The organism is Streptomyces sp. NPDC037290, from assembly GCF_055603245.1.
In genome coordinates, this window is the sequence record NZ_JBVJVZ010000004.1 from 366,118 (window position 1) to 381,634 (window position 15,517).

Here is a 15,517-nt window from a genome sequence, read left to right on the forward strand (position 1 = left end):
TGCCGCTGCGCCCCCCCCCCCCCCCCCCCCCCCCCCCCCCCCCCACCCCCCCCCCCCCCCCCCCCGCCGTTGGAGGCTTCCCCCTAGTCACGGACCGCCACGCGCTCCGCTTCCGCCTCCTCCACGGTGGACCTGGCGACCACGAGGGACCGCTGGATACGCCGGCCGCGCAGGCCGGTCAGGGTGATCAGCAGGCCGACCCCCGCGATGCCCGTGACGACCAGGAAGCCGGGCCGGTAGCTGTCGAGGACGGCCTGCGGGGTGGCGTGGGCGGGAGCGCCCGCGGTCACCACGGCCGTGACCACCGCCAGGAAGATCGCGCCGCCCACCTGGACCGAGGTGTTGAGCAACCCGGAGACCATGCCCTGCTCGTGGTCCTCGACCCCGTTGGTCGCCTGGATGTTGAGCGACGGGAAGACCAGCGCGCAGGCCGCGCCGATCAGCAGCATGGACGGCAGGACCACGGCCGCGTACACCGGGTCGAGGTCGACCCGCAGGAACAGCGCGTACCCGAGGACCATGAAGGCGAAGCCCGCCGCGATCAGGCGCGGGGTGCCGAACCGGTCGACGATCCCGCCGACCTTCGTGGAGGACACCGCCACCAGCGCGCCCGCCGGCAGGAACGCCAGTGCCGTGTGCAGCGCGGACCAGCCGAGCAGCGACTGCATGTAGAGCGTCGTCAGGAACTGGAAGCCCACGTACGAGCCGAAGAACGCGACCGCGCCCAGCTGGGCCCGGACCTGGCTGCCCGAGCGCAGGACGCCCAGCCGGATCAGCGGGCTCGGCGAACGCCGCTCGACCAGGACGAACGCGGTCAGCAGGAGGGCGGCGGCGAGGAAGGACAGCAGCGTGCGGGCCGAGGCCCAGCCGGCCTCGGGGGCCTGGACGACGGTGAAGACCAGCAGGAGCATCGACGCGGTGCCGAGGACGGCGCCGGGGATGTCGTAGCCGTCGTGGTTCTTCTCGCGGGAGCTGCGCGGCAGCAGGCGCAGCCCGGCGAGCAGCGCGAAGAGTGCGATCGGCGCGGGCAGCAGCATGGTGAACCGCCAGCTGGCCTCGGTGAGCAGGCCCGAGAGCACCAGGCCCATGGAGAAGCCGGTGGCGGCGCAGGTGGTGTAGATGGACAGGGCGCGGTTGCGCAGCGGGCCCTCCGGGAACGTGGTGGTGATGATCGACAGGCCGGCCGGTGCCGTGAAGGCCGCGCTCAGGCCCTTGATGAAGCGGCTGGCGATGAGCAGCGGACCCGAGTCCACGAGTCCGCCGAGCAGCGAGGCGAGCGCGAAGACGCCGAGGGCGACGAGGAACACCTGACGCCGGCCGAGCAGGTCGGCGGTGCGGCCGCCGAGCAGGAGCAGTCCGCCGTAGCCCAGGATGTAGCCGCTGACGATCCACTGCAGCGTCGACGTGGACAGGTGGAGGTCGGAACCGATGGACGGCAGCGCGACGCCGACCATGGACACGTCCAGGGCGTCCAGGAACATCGCCGCGCAGAGCACCAGCAGGGTGCCCCACAGCCGGGGGGTCCAGCGCACCGCCGGGGACGGGGACGTGGAGGTGGTGAGCGGAGAGGTCATGCCGACGACACTACATGCATGTGCATGAGATGCAAACGCATTTAATTCCGATGCAATAATCTCGTTCCTCTGCTACGGTGCGCTCATGGCGTCGAACAGGGCCGAGCAGGCGCTCGTGGAGCAGTGGCGGGACATCCTCGCCCTGCATGCGCACACCCAGTGCGAGCTGGACCGGGCACTGGGCGGACACGGCCTGTGCGCCAGCGACTTCGAGGTTCTCGACCTGCTGGCCGAGGGTGCCGCGGACGGCGGCTGTGCCTACCGCGTGCAGGAGATCTCCGAGCGTGTCCACCTCAGCCAGAGCGCGCTGTCCCGGCTGATCGGCCGCCTGGAGAAGGACGGCCTGGTCGAGCGCGCCATGTGCGCCGAGGACCGGCGCGGAGTGCGCGTGGCGCTCACGGCGAAGGGGCGCGCGCTCCACGGCGAGGTGCAGCCGCTGCAGCGCGCGGTGCTGGCCCGGATGCTGGCCGACACCGACTGATCCAGCGTCAGATACCGCCCTTGTCCCGCCACAGCGCGGCGAGCGAGTGATCACCGGACACGCACGGCACGGGCCTCCGGTTCCACAGGGCAAGGTACAACTCGTCGGCAGCACCGGACAGTTCGGCCTCGCCCTGCCTGCTCTCCGCCCGCAGGGTCACCGGCGGCCCCGCCGTGAGCCGTACGGTCCACACCGCCTCCGGCCCCGCGTCCAGCGCCCGTATCCGCAGCACGCGCGGCTCCTCGGTGCGCAGGCGACTCCGGGAGCGGGCGTGGAAACCGCGCAGCAACTCGTCGATGCCGTCCACCGCGAAGTCCGGCGCGATCGGCGACGCCGTACCGCCGCCCGCGGACTCGGCGTCGTAGCGGTGGACGGTCGTCTCGTGCGCCTGCCGGCGGGTCCAGAACGCCAGCGGCGAAGGGCTGGGTGCCGGATGGAAGGTCCAGCAGCGTACGTCGGCGGGCGCGGCGGCCAGGGTGTCGACGAGCAGGCGGTGACTGTCCCGGTACCAGTCCACCAGCCCGGCGCCGTCGAGGTCCGGTGGGTCGAGGAGGGGGCGAGGGTCCGGGTGCCCGTCGGCGACGAAGGCCGCGGCCCAGCGGTGCACCGCGCCGGTGTGCCGCAGCAGGTCGCGCACCTTCCACTCCGGGCAGGCCGGCACCCCGGCCTCCGTCCCCGCCGCCGCGGCGGCCGCCGCGAGCAGCCGGCCCTCCCGGTCCAGGGTCTGAAGGAAGGCGGCAGTGTCCACGGGACCGAGCATGCCGGACGAAGTGGTCTCGCGTCCCGCCTTTTGCGGAGCCTTCAGTAACGCTGCGCCTTGACGAGGACGGGCGTCAGTTTCGGCTCCGGCGGCTCGTGACTGAAGGCGATGGGCTGTTCCTTCTTCCCGGGCCCGAGGTGTTCCGCGCCGACGAACCGTGTCTCGACCGCCTTGCCGGCTGAGTTCTCGAAGTCGACCTGTACGGCGTACGAGGCCGCGCTGCTGGTCTTGTTGGTGATCGTGACCAGGACAGCGAGCACTCCGCCGGTCTGCGCTCTCGGCAGCCCTGTCATGGAGACCTCGGAAAGGGCGTTGCCCCGGCCTTTGACCTGTTTGAGCTCCTTCTCCGCCGCCGCGCTTCGGCGCTGGGTCTCGGCGTCCACCGAAGCTTCGAACTCGGAGGCGCGGGCCGAGGCGGACGATGCCGCCGCGGAGGCGGAGGCCCGGGCCGAGCTGATCGCCGCCGAGGCCGAGGACGCCATGGCCGACGGCGGTGTGCCGGAGAACGACGAGGCATTCGGCGTACTGGTGGTGCCGGCCGGTGGCGTGGTGGCGGTGCTCTGACCGCTTCCACTGCCGCAGGCGGCCAGCCCACCGGAAAGGAGGAGACCGCCGAGTGCGCTTGCCAGCACGGTCTGGCGGCGGGCCCTTCCAAGGCCCCGGAGTCGGGTCGAAGGCATGGTGCCGTCCAAGGGGTCGATGGTCCTGTTCAGTCATCGTCACGTCCCGGTTCGGCGTGCGCGAGTCGGCAGGCCCTCGTGGCCATATGGCGCGGAGGGTCGCGCCCAGGCTGCCGACCTGCGGGGACGGGACCTCGCGGTTCGCCGGCTCACATCCCCCCGCGCTGGCGCACCCGTCCCCGGTCCCTGATGCGGAAGGGGGTGGATCCCGTGGCCCGGGCGCCGTTCAGGCTGCCGCCTCAGGCACCCATCGGCCGTCGTGTGGACACGCCGATGACCGCGGCGACGGCGGCCAGCACCGCGACGCTGGTGAGCGCGGCCGGGAGGGAGAACCAGTCGGCCATGAACCCGATCGCGGGCGGCCCGAGGAGCATGCCGCCGTACCCCAGGGTCGACGCGACGGCCACACCGGACGGACCGGTCAGCGCGCCGGCCCGCTCCACGGCGACCGGGAAGAGGTTGGCCAGCCCGAGACCGGTGACGGCGAAGCCGATCAGGGCGGCCCACACAGAGGGTGCGAGCGAGCCGAGCAGCATGCCCGCCGCGGCGACGCTGCCGCCGGCGATCACCGTACGGGCGCGGCCGAGACGCTCCAGCAGGGTCGTGCCGGTCGCCCGGCCGATGGTCATGGCCAGCGCGAAACAGGCGTACCCGGCCGCCGCCACACCGGACGACGCCGCGAGATCCTGCTGGAGGTGGAGCGCGCCCCAGTCGGCCATGGCGCCTTCACCGTAGGCGGTGCACAGCGCGACCAGCCCGAAGACGACGACCAGACCGCGACCGCCCGTCCGCTGCGGCGCGGCAGGGTCCTGCGCCGCCCGCGCTGAGGGGAGCCGGTCCGCCGGCGCGGGCGGTTCCTGGCGCAGCAGGGTGCGTCCGGCGACGGTCGTGACGAGCAGGCCGGTCACGGTGAGGCCGAGCAGGTGCCGCGTGGGCGAGAGGGCACCGGCGACCAGTCCGCCGAGGCCGGCGCCGATCATGCCGCCGAGGCTGAACGCGGCGTGAAACGTGGGCATGACCGGCCGCCGCAACGCGGCCACCAGGTCCACGGCGGCGCTGTTGAAGGCCACGTTGATGCCGCCGTAGGCGGCGCCGAAGAGGAGGAGTACGGCGCCGAGGGCGGGTGCCGAACGGGTCAGCGGCGGGAGGCTGACGCTCAGGGAGAGCAGGACCGCGCAGGCCACGGTGACCGGATGACTGCCGTAGCGGCGGCAGAGGCGCCCGATGAGGGTCATGGTGACGACGGCACCGGCGGAGACGCCGAGCAGGGCCAGACCCAGATCGCCGGCGGAGGCGCCGGTCTGCTGCTTGATGTCGGGGATGCGGACGACCCACCCCGCGAAGATGAATCCGTCGAGGGCGAAGAAGGCCGTGAGGGCGATACGCAGGCGGCCGAGGCCGGGGCTGTCACCCGGCACGACGCTGTGCGAACGGGTTTTGTTTATTTGCGGCACAAACTCAGGTTAGGGGTGTCCGCCGAGCGGAGCAAGGGGATTGACGGTTGCCTCGGGCACTCGAGGCGCCGGTCCCGGCCTGCCTAGCTCTCCAGTTCGGCCGAGAGGGCGGCCACCATGGCCGCGCGCGTCGAGACGCCGAGCTTCGCGAAGATCCTTCGAAGGTGGGTCGAGACGGTGTAGAGACTGATGTCGAGAACGACCGCGATGGTCTTGTTGGTGTGTCCTGCCCCGACCAGCCGCACGATCTCGATCTCCCGCGGACTCAGCCGCGGGGCGGCACCGCACCGGTCCTCGCCCGGCGGTGCGCACGCGCCGTCCTCGCGCGGCTCGACCGCCGGCGGCGGCTGCCCCCCGTCGCCGCCCGGCGAAAGCTGGGTCAGGACGCAGCGGACCTCCCCCACTTGGACGTCCAGGAGGGTTCCGGAGGTCGCTGCGGCCGTCCGGTGGAACAGCGCCCCCTGCCGGGCCAGCTCCAGCACCAGCGTGCGGACCAGCACGTCCGACTCCGGAAGGGGCGTGTCCGGCACCCCCTGCCCGGGCGTCCCGCCTGCGCCGGCGCCGGTGCCGCGGGGGCCTGGGCGCGTCCGGTGCGGTCCGGTCGCCATGTCGGTCATGGAGCCTCCGTTGCTGCGGTACCCCCTGCTGCGATGACCGTGCCTTTGTAACCGAATACGGCTCCTCCCGCATGACCATGACGAACCGACACGGGCGAGGTAGCACGAACACGGTACGGAGAAGGTGCGACTACCTGAGCGCGTCGGCGTGCTGTGCACTGGTGGTGAGATCGCCACTACAGGAAGGCAACACCATGGCGCGATACCACGACGGCATGGCCCACCCCGAAGGCGAGGAGTTCCTCGGCGAGGCGATGTCCGGCATCGGCCTGTTGGGCGAGGGTGAGGAGGAACTCGCCTACGCGCACGAGGGCGAGGAGGAGGACGAGTTCGAGACCGAGGCCGAGGACGAACTCGAAGGCGCCTACGAGGGCGAGTTCGAGGACGAACTCGAGTCCCTCATGGAGAGCGAGACGGAGTGCGAGGACGAGGGTGAGGGCGAGGAGTTCCTCGGCGACCTGGTCCGCGCGGCGACCGGCCTGCTGGGCGAGGGCGAGGAGGAGGCCTACTCCGCCGAGTCGGAGGACGAGGGCGAGGAGTTCTTCGGGAAGATCGGCGGATTTCTGCGTAAGGCCGCACCCCTGCTGAAGACCATAGCCAAGACCGCCGGACCGCTGATCGCCACGGCCGTGGGCGGGCCGGCCGCCGGCCTCGCCGCCCGTGCCATCACCTCCCAGCTGGAGGGCGAGGACGAGGCCGAGGGGGAGTACGAGATCGCCCACCGCGAAGCGGCCGGTCGTACCCTGACGTCCGGTCAGGCGGCGGCGGAACTGATGGCCGCTCAAGCGGCTGCCATGGCCTCCGAGGCCGAGGCCGAGGCACTCATCGGCGCGGCGGCCGTGCGAGCTCTCTCGCCCAGGGACCGCGCGGCCCTCGAGGCACTCGTCCCGTCCATGGTGCGCGGAGCCGCCGTTCTCACCCGGCTGCTGTACGGCTCCCGTGGTACCCGGCCCTTCATCCGCGTCGTGCCGACCGTGGTGGACGGCACCGCCCGCAGTCTCATGCGCCAGGCCCGCCACGGCGGCAGCATCACACCGGTGACCGCGGCCCGGACCATGGCCGTTCATGCCCGCCGGGTACTCGGCGACACCCGCCGCTGCCGCCAGGCGCTGCATCGCAACCGGCGGGGCATCGGCAGGGTCCGGCGGTACGCACCCGGCCGGATCCAGGGCTCGTACCGCCGCGAACCGGGCGGGTACACCCGCGGGGTGCCGGTGCGCACCCGCACGTACCCCTCCTCCTACGGCGGCCCGACGCCCCGACGCGGCGTCACGACCATGCGTCTGGTGACCCCCGTGCGGGTGCCCGGCAGCGACGGCCGCCCCAGTCGGCTGGTCCGCGTCGTGACCGACGTCCGGGTACCGCGGGGCGCGGTCCCGGCCCGGCGCACGGCCACTGTCGTCCGCGGACCGCGCCTCACACCGCGGTCGGCGTACTGAGCGCTGCCGCACGCCTGCGTGCCGTGGTGACCCGAGGAGGAGCCTCATGAGCAGGAACCGGTATCCGGCAGTGGAGGGGGAAGCGGCGTTCGAGGACGAGCTCGAGGCGGAGTTCGCCCACGGCGCCGAAGGAGAGTGGGAGCACGAGGGCGAGGGGGAGTGGGAACTGGAGGGCGAGGGGGAGTGGGAGCAGGAGGGCGAGGGAGAGTGGGAACTGGAGGGCCTGGCCGAGGACGAGCTCGGTGGCTGGGGCGCGGGAGCGCCGGGGCGCGAATTCGACTTCGAGGCCGAGGCAGAGGCCGAGATGAAGAGCGAGGCCGAGGACGAGTCGGAGGGCTTCGTCAATCCGATCCGGCGGATCTATCCCGACGCCGAGCTGATGGCCCACCTGGGACGCGCCGCGAGCGCGGCTGAGAGCGAGGCGGAGGCGGAGGCGTTCATCGGAGCCCTGGTGCCTCTCGCGGCCAAGATCATTCCTCGCGCGGCCCAACTGGTGGGGCGGGTGGCCCCCCAGTTGATCCGGGGCGCCACCCGGGTCACCCGGCAGCTCAGGCGCGACCCGGCGACCCGGAAGCTGGTGGAGGCCGTGCCGGTGATCCTCCAGCGCACCGCTCAGAGCATCGCCGACCAGGTCGACGACGGCCGCCCCCTCACCGGCGACATGGCCCTGCGCACCCTGGGCCGCATGACGACACGCGTCCTCGCCACCCCCGCCTCCCGCAACCGCGCGCGGCACGCGATCCGGGTCTTCGACGAACGCAGGCACAGCAGGATCCGCCACGCCCAGGCACCGGCCACCGTCACCCCGCCGGTCCACCGGCGCACGCCCCACAGGTGCCACTGTGTCTGCCGCTGAGCGCCTCCACCCGCCCCCCGGCCTCGGCGCAGGCCGCCACCGGGAACGGCGCCGGACCGGGACTCCGTGGGCCGGCGCCACGACGCGCCACCGCCCGGCCAGGAGAACGACCCCCGTCCGGATACGGCCGCCCGGCCCCACCGCCCTACGCCCTTGGCTGCTCAGCCAGGCCACCAACGTCGAGCGGCACTGCGAGGCGCTGCGGCCCTTCACCCAGGAGGAGTTCGGCACCGGTGACCAGGCGCCGAGCCCGGGCCACATCCAGGCCGTGAACGACCTCCTGGAACAGCTGCGCCGGCCCCTCGCGAACATCACCGGGGCGGTGCGTCTGGTCGCCGAGGCGGCCGCCGACCAGCCCACCACCGAGCGACTGCACGAACTGCTGACCCTCAAATCGAGGGCACACGACTGGGTGCGGGCCACCGAGAAGGTCTGGGACTTCTATCTGGAGCTGTTCGGCCAGCGGCAGTCACGCTACGGAGAGTGGCTGCTGGGCTGCGACCGGATCGCCCTGGACTGCTACCAGTACGCCTACCTCGGCCTGGGCACGGCCCGCTCGATCCCGGCCCCGCCGCCCTTCAGCTACATGCGCACCGGGTTCTCCCCGGCGACCTTCCGCCGGGGCATCCCACTGCGCCGGCTCGGCCGGAGACTCAATCCGTTCCCCCTGGTCCAGCTGCCGTACCACCGGCTCGTGAACCCCTGGACGCTCGGCGCGGTACTGCACGAAATCAGCCACAACCTGCAGAACGACCTCGGCCTGCAGCGCGCGGTACCGCGCGAGATCGCGGCACAGCTGAGTGCGGCAGGCTGCCCGCCGTCCGTGACCGCGACCTGGACCCGCTGGAACCGCGAGGTCTACGCCGACCTGTCCGGGCTGCTGCTCGGCGGCCCCGAGTTCGTCGGCTCGCTCTTCGACGTGGTGGGCCGCTCGCCCGAGCTGTCCCTCGGATACGTCCCGGACGGCGTCCACCCGACGCCGTACCTGCGCGGATTCCTGGCCACGCACATGCTGGACCGCATGGGCTTCCCCGACCGGGCCCAGCAGTACGAGCGCACGTGGCGGCGCCTCTACCCGGACGCCCGCGGTTCGGACATCCCGGCCCCGCTGCTGCGTACGGCCGCCACCGCCCTCCCGGTGGTGGTGAACGCCGTGTGCCACACCCCCTTTCCCTCACTGGGCAACCGCACGCTCGCGGCCGTGCTGCGCTTCGAGCCGAAGGAACAGACGATGGTGGAGGAAGCCGCCGATCGGCTGGCCCGCGGAGTGGACCCGGGCGTGGTGCCGGAACGCTTCCTCATCGGAGCTGTGCGATTCGCGGCGGACCACGGGATGGCGGGCCACGAGCAGCTGATGCGGAACTTCTTCAGCGAACTGGCGAGGCGGTGATCCCATGAGCCTGGCCCGGGAGATGAACGCCCTGAGCGGCGAGGCGCGGTGGTTGCACGCCCCACGCTGGGACGGGGAGCCGGCGGAGGCCGGTGCGCTGCTCTGCGATTCCGCCCTCGCGGTGAGCGCCGTGCCGCGGGCCGTGCACGGCATCGGGGGCCCTGAGCGCCGCCACGACCGGCAGGCGTGGACGCGGAGCGACAGCGGTGCCGCGATGTGCGTGGGGGAGCCGGGGGATGCGTGCCGTGAGGCAGCGGCCTGATGTCTTGAGGAGGTTTCGATGGACCCGTACCCGGAAGAGTCGAATCAGGAGAGCCAGGAGCGTCAAGAGAGGCAAGAGCGCCAAGAGAGCCAGGAGCGTCAAGCGAGGCAAGAGCGCCAGGAGTGTCAAGAGAGGCGAGAGAGCCAGGAGCGCCAGGAGAGGCAGGAGTGCCGGCCGGTCCTGCCGAACGGCTCCAAGGAGGTCAGCTTTCGCCTCGGCGAGGCCGAGTCCCCCTTCCCGGTGCTCACCCAGGAGTTCGCCCCCGCTCCGGCCGCGAGCCGCGCCGACAGTGACCCCGGCCGGCTCGTCGCCCAGACCATCAGCGAAGTGCTCGGCTGGCGCACCCGGAGCCAGGACGCCGACGGATTCATGGCGGCCCTCGCGGGCAGTTTCGACATCAGCCGGGTCGAGGGTCACAGCGAGGTCCGGTGGACGCCGCGCGGATATTCGGCCCAGGCCGACCTCGGCCTGGTGACGGGTGGGCAGGCGTCCCTCGCCGCCCGCGCTCAGACAGTGGTGCGGGACGCGCTTCCGCTGCTCGATTCACTGGTGCCGCTGCGTGTGGACCCCGATCTGCAGGACGCCGAGGCGTTCCGTGGCCTCGTGCGCCACTGTCTGGAAGAGGTCCTCACGGAGCTGCGGTCGCCCGTCGTCCGGCCCGATCGAGTCGACATTCTCTTCGACCAGCTGACCGGCGGTTCGTTCACCGCCGCCCCCACCGGTCCGGACGACGTGGCCGGGCACCTCGGCGCACTGCGCGACCAGTTCGGTCTGACCCGGGAGAACGTCAACACCATCGATGAGGAGCGCGTCCAGACGAGCTTCTTCACCCTGGCCGACTGGGTGCTGTCGTTGGAGTCCAGCTGGCGTCAGCAGAAGGACGGGATCTCCCTCGTGGACGGCGGCCGCGGTTTCCTCGGGACGACACTGGTCCGCCTGTCGCAGGAACTCGCCGTGGTGTCCCGCCAGGTGGAGGCGGTGTGGGCAGTCTTGGACTCGGTGTTCGTCACCGCCGCCGAGCGCCAGACCATGCGGCTCACCAAGGACCGCTCCATGACCATCGAGGGACTCCTCGACTGGATTCACGGCCTGGCCGTTCACGAGATTCCGAAGATGATCCAAAGCGGTGGCAAGGACGCCGTCGAACGCGCCGTCACTCCCTTCCTGAGCAGGGTGGAGCAGCTGCTGCTGGACAACCTGCTGAGTATGCTCCCCACCCCTGTGGGCACCATCGTGCTCAGGAGGAGGGACAGTCTCGCCCTGCCGCCGGGCCTCAGCACCGCACGGGTGCAGGTGGCGGTCTACGAGCTGTTCAACCAGGTGCAGCAGGTGCGCAGGACGGCCCAGCGGGTGCACCGCCACTTCCAGGTCGCCATCACCGATGTCCAGCCCTTCATCCTGTCGCCCAGAGGCGATCAGCAGTTGACCGTACACGGTTCGGGACTTCGGCCGGAGGACCACACAGGCGTTCTCCTCGGGTCGCGCGGTGAGGTCGTCAGACCACAGCTGCCGGACGAGGACTACTGCGGTGAGACCCGGCAGCTGGACCTCAGGTTCGTGCACGAACACGCCGGGGAGGGCGTTTGGAAGCTGGCCATCGTACGGCGCGAGGACATCATGAAGTCCTACGACGATCTGTTCCTGAAGCGGCTGGACCACACCTATGTCTTCGTCCAGCCGGACCGTGAGACCTCGGGTGCCACGGCACTGTGACCGATCAGCCGCCAGACTGACCACCCCGCAACGGGCCAGCGCCGCTCCAGCCGCCCTGACCCCCACCCCCCACCCCGTGTGCCCGGGAAGGAGAACCCCCGATGGCCACCGAGCAGCAGTACCGTGATCTCTACGACCGCGTCGCCGCCCTGCGTCAGCAGGTCGCCGGCCGGCTCGGCAGTGAACTCACCGTCAACCCCCAGCTCGGCGACGCTGTGGTCAAACAGCTCGACGAGCTTCTCGAGAGCGTCGAAAAGGCTGAGCGGGCCAGACCCGTGCCGCCCGACGGCGGCCTGGCCGAGTTGGCGGGGCTCGGTCCGCAGGCCGCCCAAGAGCTCGGCCGTACCCGGATGCCGGCCGGCGTCGAGGCCTACGATGAGACGGTCGCGTCCGAGCGGATCCTCGCCGTCGGCGACCTCTACTACTGCTACCAGCACGAACGCGTAGGCGTCTTCCGGGTGGTGCAGAAGCTCCAGGAGCTGTTCCAGGGCGGCGCGCTGCGGCTGTCCGACGGCCCCGGTGCGTTCGGGCTGTACAAGTTCGACCGGCGTGACGTTCTGCGCTACACCCGCGGGGACCGGTTGGCGGCCTATCGGCGCATTCTGGGCTACGGCCGAGGCAGAGGGGCGGCAGGCTCACGCCCGAACACCGACTTCCACACGCTGTTCACCCACTTCAACAACCAGGTGGCACTGTTCTGGCGGGACAAGCGCATCTCGGACGTGATCCGCATGCGCGCCTACGACCCGAGCTTCGGAAGCATCGCGATCGTCCGCCGAGCGGGCCTCGATCTGCGCAACAACCTGAAGTTCACCTCGTACGGCCACCTCAACGTGCTGCGCGTCGAGGTCATGCAGCTGCTCGACGAGGCCTTCCGCATCCTCGGTGCCGACGACGTGAAGAAGCTGTTCGGCGCGGACAACGCGTGGGACGTGGTGGACGAAGTCCTCATCCGCTACTTCGACCAGCGGCTGGTCACCTCACCGCGGCAGCGCATGGCGGTGACCGGGCAGAAGGTGCTGCGCTGGCTCGCTGCCCCGCACATCCTGGAGGCGACGCGGGCCGAGTTCGAGACACTGCTGCTGGACATCGCCGAGGACGCGGAGGAGTGGATCACCTCCGCGCAGTCCCTGGGCCTGGCTGAGCGCACCGAGGCCGAGCGCGTCCTGCCCTGGGACCGGCACCGTCCGGTGGGCGTGGCCGTGCGCCGCCAGGCGTCCCGGCAGAGTGTCTGCCCGCCTGGCTACAGCCGTCGCGGCGGACTTGGGACCTACCGCGGAAGCGGGGTGCCGCTGGACGGGCGGTCGGGCAGCCGCCTGTCCGGATAGGAGCCCACCCGTCATGGTCCCGCCGGCCCTGCCGCCAGGGGTTCCGGTCCGTGCCCGGCCGGGCCCGCGCTACGCCGCAGCTGGGCAAAGGCCCCCGCGAACACGCCCGGCCGGCCCGCCAAGTGAAGGCTTCCCGAGCAGGACGCCTGCGCTGGACGCCGCGCTCCGGTACGCCCACCGTCACCAAGGCCGGTTCCTGCGCGAGGTGTGCGAGCTGGCCGCCGTCCCCAGCGTCAGCTCCCGGCCCGGGCATCGCCGGGACGTCGTACGGGCGGCCCGCTGGCTGGTACGCAGACTGCGCCGAGCCGGCCTGGGCGACGCACGGATCGTGCCGACGAACGGGCATCCGCTGGTGACCGCCGGCTGGGGCCGCTCTCCCGACCGTCCCACCCTGCTCATCTACGGTCACTATGACGTTCAGCCGGCGGATCCCGTCGCGGCCTGGAGCAGTCCTCCGTTCCGGCCGACCCGGTCCGGCGGGCTGGTGGTGGGCCGGGGCGTGTCGGACGACAAGGGGCAGCTGCTGGCCCACGTCGCCGCCCTGGAGAGCTGGCTGGTGACGACAGGCCGGCTGCCCGTGAACGTCCGGGTGATCCTCGACGGTGAAGAAGAGATCGGCAGTCCGCACCTTGCCGGATTCCTCGACCGCAACTGGTGCCGCCTGAGTCCGGACTTCGCGGTGGTGAGCGACACCCGGATGCGCAACGCCCGCACCCCCGCCCTCGTCGTGTCCCTGCGCGGCACGCTCGACCTGCAACTGGTCGTCACCGGGGCACCTGCGCCCGTGCACTCGGGCACCTTCGGCGGTGCGCTCGCCGACCCCGCCCGCGAACTGTGCCGGCTCCTCGCGGGACTGCACGAACCCGACGGCACGCCGATCCCGGCGCTCCGGCTCGGCGCTCCGGCTTCGGCCCCCAGCACTTCCTGGACCGCCGCGGCGTTCTCCGGACCCACGGACGCCGAACTGCTCGGCCTGGCCCGTGCCCGCCGGCCCGGCAGCGGCACCGTCGAGCCCGGCTGGTCCGCATACGAACGCACCACGATCCGCCCCGCCTGCGTCATCACGGGACTGCGGTCCGGTCGCACGGGCGTCGGCCGGCTGAACGCCGTGCCGGCCACCGCCGCCGCCGGCCTCACCGTGCGGCTCGCCCCGGGCCAGCACCCCGCGGCCGTCGAAGCGGCGTTGCTCAGCCATCTCCGTTCCTCGGCAAGGGGCGGTGTACGCGTTCGCGTACGACGTCTGTCCGCCACGCCTCCCGTCCAACTGCCCACGCACGGGCCGGCCGTGGAGGCCGCCGTGGCCGCCTGCCGGCGAGGCTTCGGGCGTCGGCCTGTTCTCATGCGATCGGGCGGCACGATCCCCGCCGTCGCCGAACTGGCCCACCGGTCCGTGCCGGTCGTCCTGATGGGGTTCGCCCTCCCCGACGACCGCATGCACGCACCGAACGAACGTCTGGCCGTGACCTCCTTCGTCCACGGGACGCGCACGGCTGTCGCGTTCCTGCACGAGCTGGCGTACGCGAGGTCAGACCGGTGGCACCCCTGAAAATGCCATGAGCTGCAGGTACTTGCGGCTCCGTGCGGTTCGCGCCGGGGGGGGGCCGGGGGCGACACGGCACCCGCGGGGTCCTGTTCGAGGTGGGTGCACACGTGCGGGCTTCCCGTGCGGCGGCGGAAACAGATCGGTTAATGCTTGCTCACGAGCTGGTTGCCGACGGGTGAGCGGTCCATGATGGGCCCATGACGTTGGCCTCGCGCGCGCTCGCGCAACTGGCGACCTGGCCCGACCTGAGACAGGCGGTCCCGAGCTGCGGCCTGGGACAGGCGGTGAGTTCGGCCCAGGGCGAGGTCGCCCACTTCCACTCGGAGCGCGACGTCGATCTGCGGCTGACCGACCGGGCGGTCCGGCGGTTCGCCAAGGACTTGAGGGACTCCGGCGCGATCAGGATCGTGCCCGGCTCGCAGTGGGTGACCCTGCGCCTCGACGCGGCGAGCGACGTCGACCTGCTGCTGACCCTGGTGAGCGTCGCGCTCCAGGCCCATCAGGCCTGGCCCGATCCGCTCGACCGGCCCCCGACCGGCTGCAACGACCAGCGGGGCGCGGGGTTCGTGAAGGCCGACCTCGGCCGCATCTGAACCGGTCTCGCCCTCTCCGGACTCCTCATCCGCCGTTACACGGTCAGCACCTGAACACCCGCCTCCTCGAAGCGGCGTACCGTCTCCTGTGGCACCGCCGTGTCCGTCACCAGCGTGTTCACCAGTTCCGCCCCGCAGATCCGGGCGAACGCCCGCTGGCCCAGCTTGCTGGAGTCCGCGGCGACCACCACCCGCTCGGCGCGCTCGCACAGCAGCCGGTTGATCGCGGCTTCCGCCTCGTCATGGGCGGCCGCGCCGTGCGTGACGTCGAAGGCGACGACACCGAGCACCGCCACGTCGAGCGTGATCTGCCCGAGCACCCCGTCCGCGAGCGGGCCGATGAGCTCGTACGACTGCGGGCGCGCCACCCCGCCCGTCACCACGATCTTGAACTGGGGCCGAACGGCGAGCTCGTTGGCGATGTTGAGGGCGTTGGTGACGACGGTCAGCGCGGGCGAGCCGGTCGACAGATCGCCGCGTACGGCGAGGGCGCGGGCCACCTCCGTGGTGGTCGTACCGCCGGTCAGCCCCACCGCCTCGCCCGGCGCGACGAGTTCGGCCACGGCCTTGGCGATGCGCTGCTTCTCCGAGGCGCGGCGGGCCGTCTTGTAGCGCAGGGGGAGTTCGTACGACACCCCGTGCACCACCGCGCCGCCCCGGGTGCGCACCAGCATCTGCTGCTCGGCGAGCTGGTCGAAGTCCCGGCGGATCGTCGCCGCGGACACCTCCAGCTCGGCCGCCGCCTCCTCGACCTCCAGCCGGCCGCGCTCGACGAGCAGTTCCAGCAGCGCCTTCCAGCGGGCGTCCCGGGACATCCGCACCTCCGT

The 15,517-nt window shown here is 72.0% G+C and carries 16 protein-coding genes; 10 read left to right on the forward strand and 6 right to left on the reverse strand.

The window, feature by feature from the left end:
• Window positions 1-83: 83 nt before the first annotated feature.
• Window positions 84-1,574: an MFS transporter gene (locus ACZ7HQ_RS16670; RefSeq protein WP_470989961.1), complete on the reverse strand. Its 1,491-nt coding sequence runs from the start codon at window positions 1,572-1,574 to the stop codon at window positions 84-86.
• Between the two features lie 85 nt (window positions 1,575-1,659).
• Between ACZ7HQ_RS16670 and ACZ7HQ_RS16675 the strand changes: the two genes are divergently transcribed.
• A complete protein-coding gene (locus ACZ7HQ_RS16675) occupies window positions 1,660-2,055 on the forward strand; it encodes a MarR family winged helix-turn-helix transcriptional regulator (RefSeq protein WP_470989964.1) in 396 nt (131 codons plus the stop codon).
• A 7-nt stretch (window positions 2,056-2,062) separates the two neighbouring features.
• On the opposite strand, the gene ACZ7HQ_RS16680 is transcribed toward ACZ7HQ_RS16675, so the two are convergent.
• On the reverse strand, window positions 2,063-2,803 hold the full coding sequence (locus tag ACZ7HQ_RS16680) for a maleylpyruvate isomerase family mycothiol-dependent enzyme (RefSeq protein WP_470989966.1): 741 nt from the start codon (window positions 2,801-2,803) through the stop codon (window positions 2,063-2,065).
• A gap of 53 nt (window positions 2,804-2,856) precedes the next feature.
• Window positions 2,857-3,108, reverse strand: a complete 252-nt coding sequence (locus ACZ7HQ_RS16685; protein ID WP_470989969.1) for a hypothetical protein — start codon at window positions 3,106-3,108, stop codon at window positions 2,857-2,859.
• Window positions 3,109-3,148: 40 nt separating this feature from the next.
• On the opposite strand from ACZ7HQ_RS16685, the gene ACZ7HQ_RS16690 reads away from it, so the two are divergent.
• Complete coding sequence (locus tag ACZ7HQ_RS16690; RefSeq protein WP_470989971.1) at window positions 3,149-3,379, forward strand: hypothetical protein; 231 nt, start codon at window positions 3,149-3,151, stop codon at window positions 3,377-3,379.
• A gap of 355 nt (window positions 3,380-3,734) precedes the next feature.
• On the opposite strand, the gene ACZ7HQ_RS16695 is transcribed toward ACZ7HQ_RS16690, so the two are convergent.
• Window positions 3,735-4,913, reverse strand: a complete 1,179-nt coding sequence (locus ACZ7HQ_RS16695; protein WP_470989973.1) for an MFS transporter — start codon at window positions 4,911-4,913, stop codon at window positions 3,735-3,737.
• 119 nt (window positions 4,914-5,032) lie between these two features.
• Window positions 5,033-5,566 carry a helix-turn-helix transcriptional regulator gene (locus ACZ7HQ_RS16700; RefSeq protein ID WP_470989976.1) on the reverse strand — a complete coding sequence of 178 codons (534 nt, stop codon included), beginning with the start codon at window positions 5,564-5,566 and terminating at the stop codon, window positions 5,033-5,035.
• Between the two features lie 194 nt (window positions 5,567-5,760).
• On the opposite strand from ACZ7HQ_RS16700, the gene ACZ7HQ_RS16705 reads away from it, so the two are divergent.
• The 8 genes from ACZ7HQ_RS16705 (at window position 5,761) to ACZ7HQ_RS16740 (ending at window position 14,690) form a co-directional block, all read left to right on the forward strand.
• A complete protein-coding gene (locus ACZ7HQ_RS16705; protein WP_470989978.1) occupies window positions 5,761-7,005 on the forward strand; it encodes a hypothetical protein in 1,245 nt (414 codons plus the stop codon).
• A gap of 46 nt (window positions 7,006-7,051) precedes the next feature.
• Complete coding sequence (locus tag ACZ7HQ_RS16710) at window positions 7,052-7,861, forward strand: hypothetical protein (RefSeq protein WP_470989980.1); 810 nt, start codon at window positions 7,052-7,054, stop codon at window positions 7,859-7,861.
• Window positions 7,848-9,251: a hypothetical protein gene (locus tag ACZ7HQ_RS16715; protein ID WP_470989982.1), complete on the forward strand. Its 1,404-nt coding sequence runs from the start codon at window positions 7,848-7,850 to the stop codon at window positions 9,249-9,251. Before ACZ7HQ_RS16710 ends, ACZ7HQ_RS16715 begins: the two co-directional genes overlap by 14 nt.
• 4 nt (window positions 9,252-9,255) lie before the next feature.
• Window positions 9,256-9,513: a hypothetical protein gene (locus ACZ7HQ_RS16720; protein WP_470989985.1), complete on the forward strand. Its 258-nt coding sequence runs from the start codon at window positions 9,256-9,258 to the stop codon at window positions 9,511-9,513.
• Between the two features lie 18 nt (window positions 9,514-9,531).
• A complete protein-coding gene (locus tag ACZ7HQ_RS16725) occupies window positions 9,532-11,226 on the forward strand; it encodes a hypothetical protein (protein ID WP_470989987.1) in 1,695 nt (564 codons plus the stop codon).
• A 101-nt stretch (window positions 11,227-11,327) separates the two neighbouring features.
• The gene (locus ACZ7HQ_RS16730; RefSeq protein WP_470989990.1) at window positions 11,328-12,554 is read left to right on the forward strand and encodes a hypothetical protein; all 1,227 of its coding nucleotides are present in this window, start codon (window positions 11,328-11,330) and stop codon (window positions 12,552-12,554) included.
• 13 nt (window positions 12,555-12,567) lie between these two features.
• Window positions 12,568-14,100 carry a M20/M25/M40 family metallo-hydrolase gene (locus tag ACZ7HQ_RS16735; RefSeq protein ID WP_470989992.1) on the forward strand — a complete coding sequence of 511 codons (1,533 nt, stop codon included), beginning with the start codon at window positions 12,568-12,570 and terminating at the stop codon, window positions 14,098-14,100.
• 194 nt (window positions 14,101-14,294) lie between these two features.
• Window positions 14,295-14,690: a luciferase domain-containing protein gene (locus tag ACZ7HQ_RS16740; RefSeq protein ID WP_470989994.1), complete on the forward strand. Its 396-nt coding sequence runs from the start codon at window positions 14,295-14,297 to the stop codon at window positions 14,688-14,690.
• Window positions 14,691-14,725: 35 nt separating this feature from the next.
• On the opposite strand, the gene ACZ7HQ_RS16745 is transcribed toward ACZ7HQ_RS16740, so the two are convergent.
• On the reverse strand, window positions 14,726-15,505 hold the full coding sequence (locus tag ACZ7HQ_RS16745) for a DeoR/GlpR family DNA-binding transcription regulator (RefSeq protein ID WP_470989996.1): 780 nt from the start codon (window positions 15,503-15,505) through the stop codon (window positions 14,726-14,728).
• Between the last annotated feature and the right edge of the window lie 12 nt (window positions 15,506-15,517).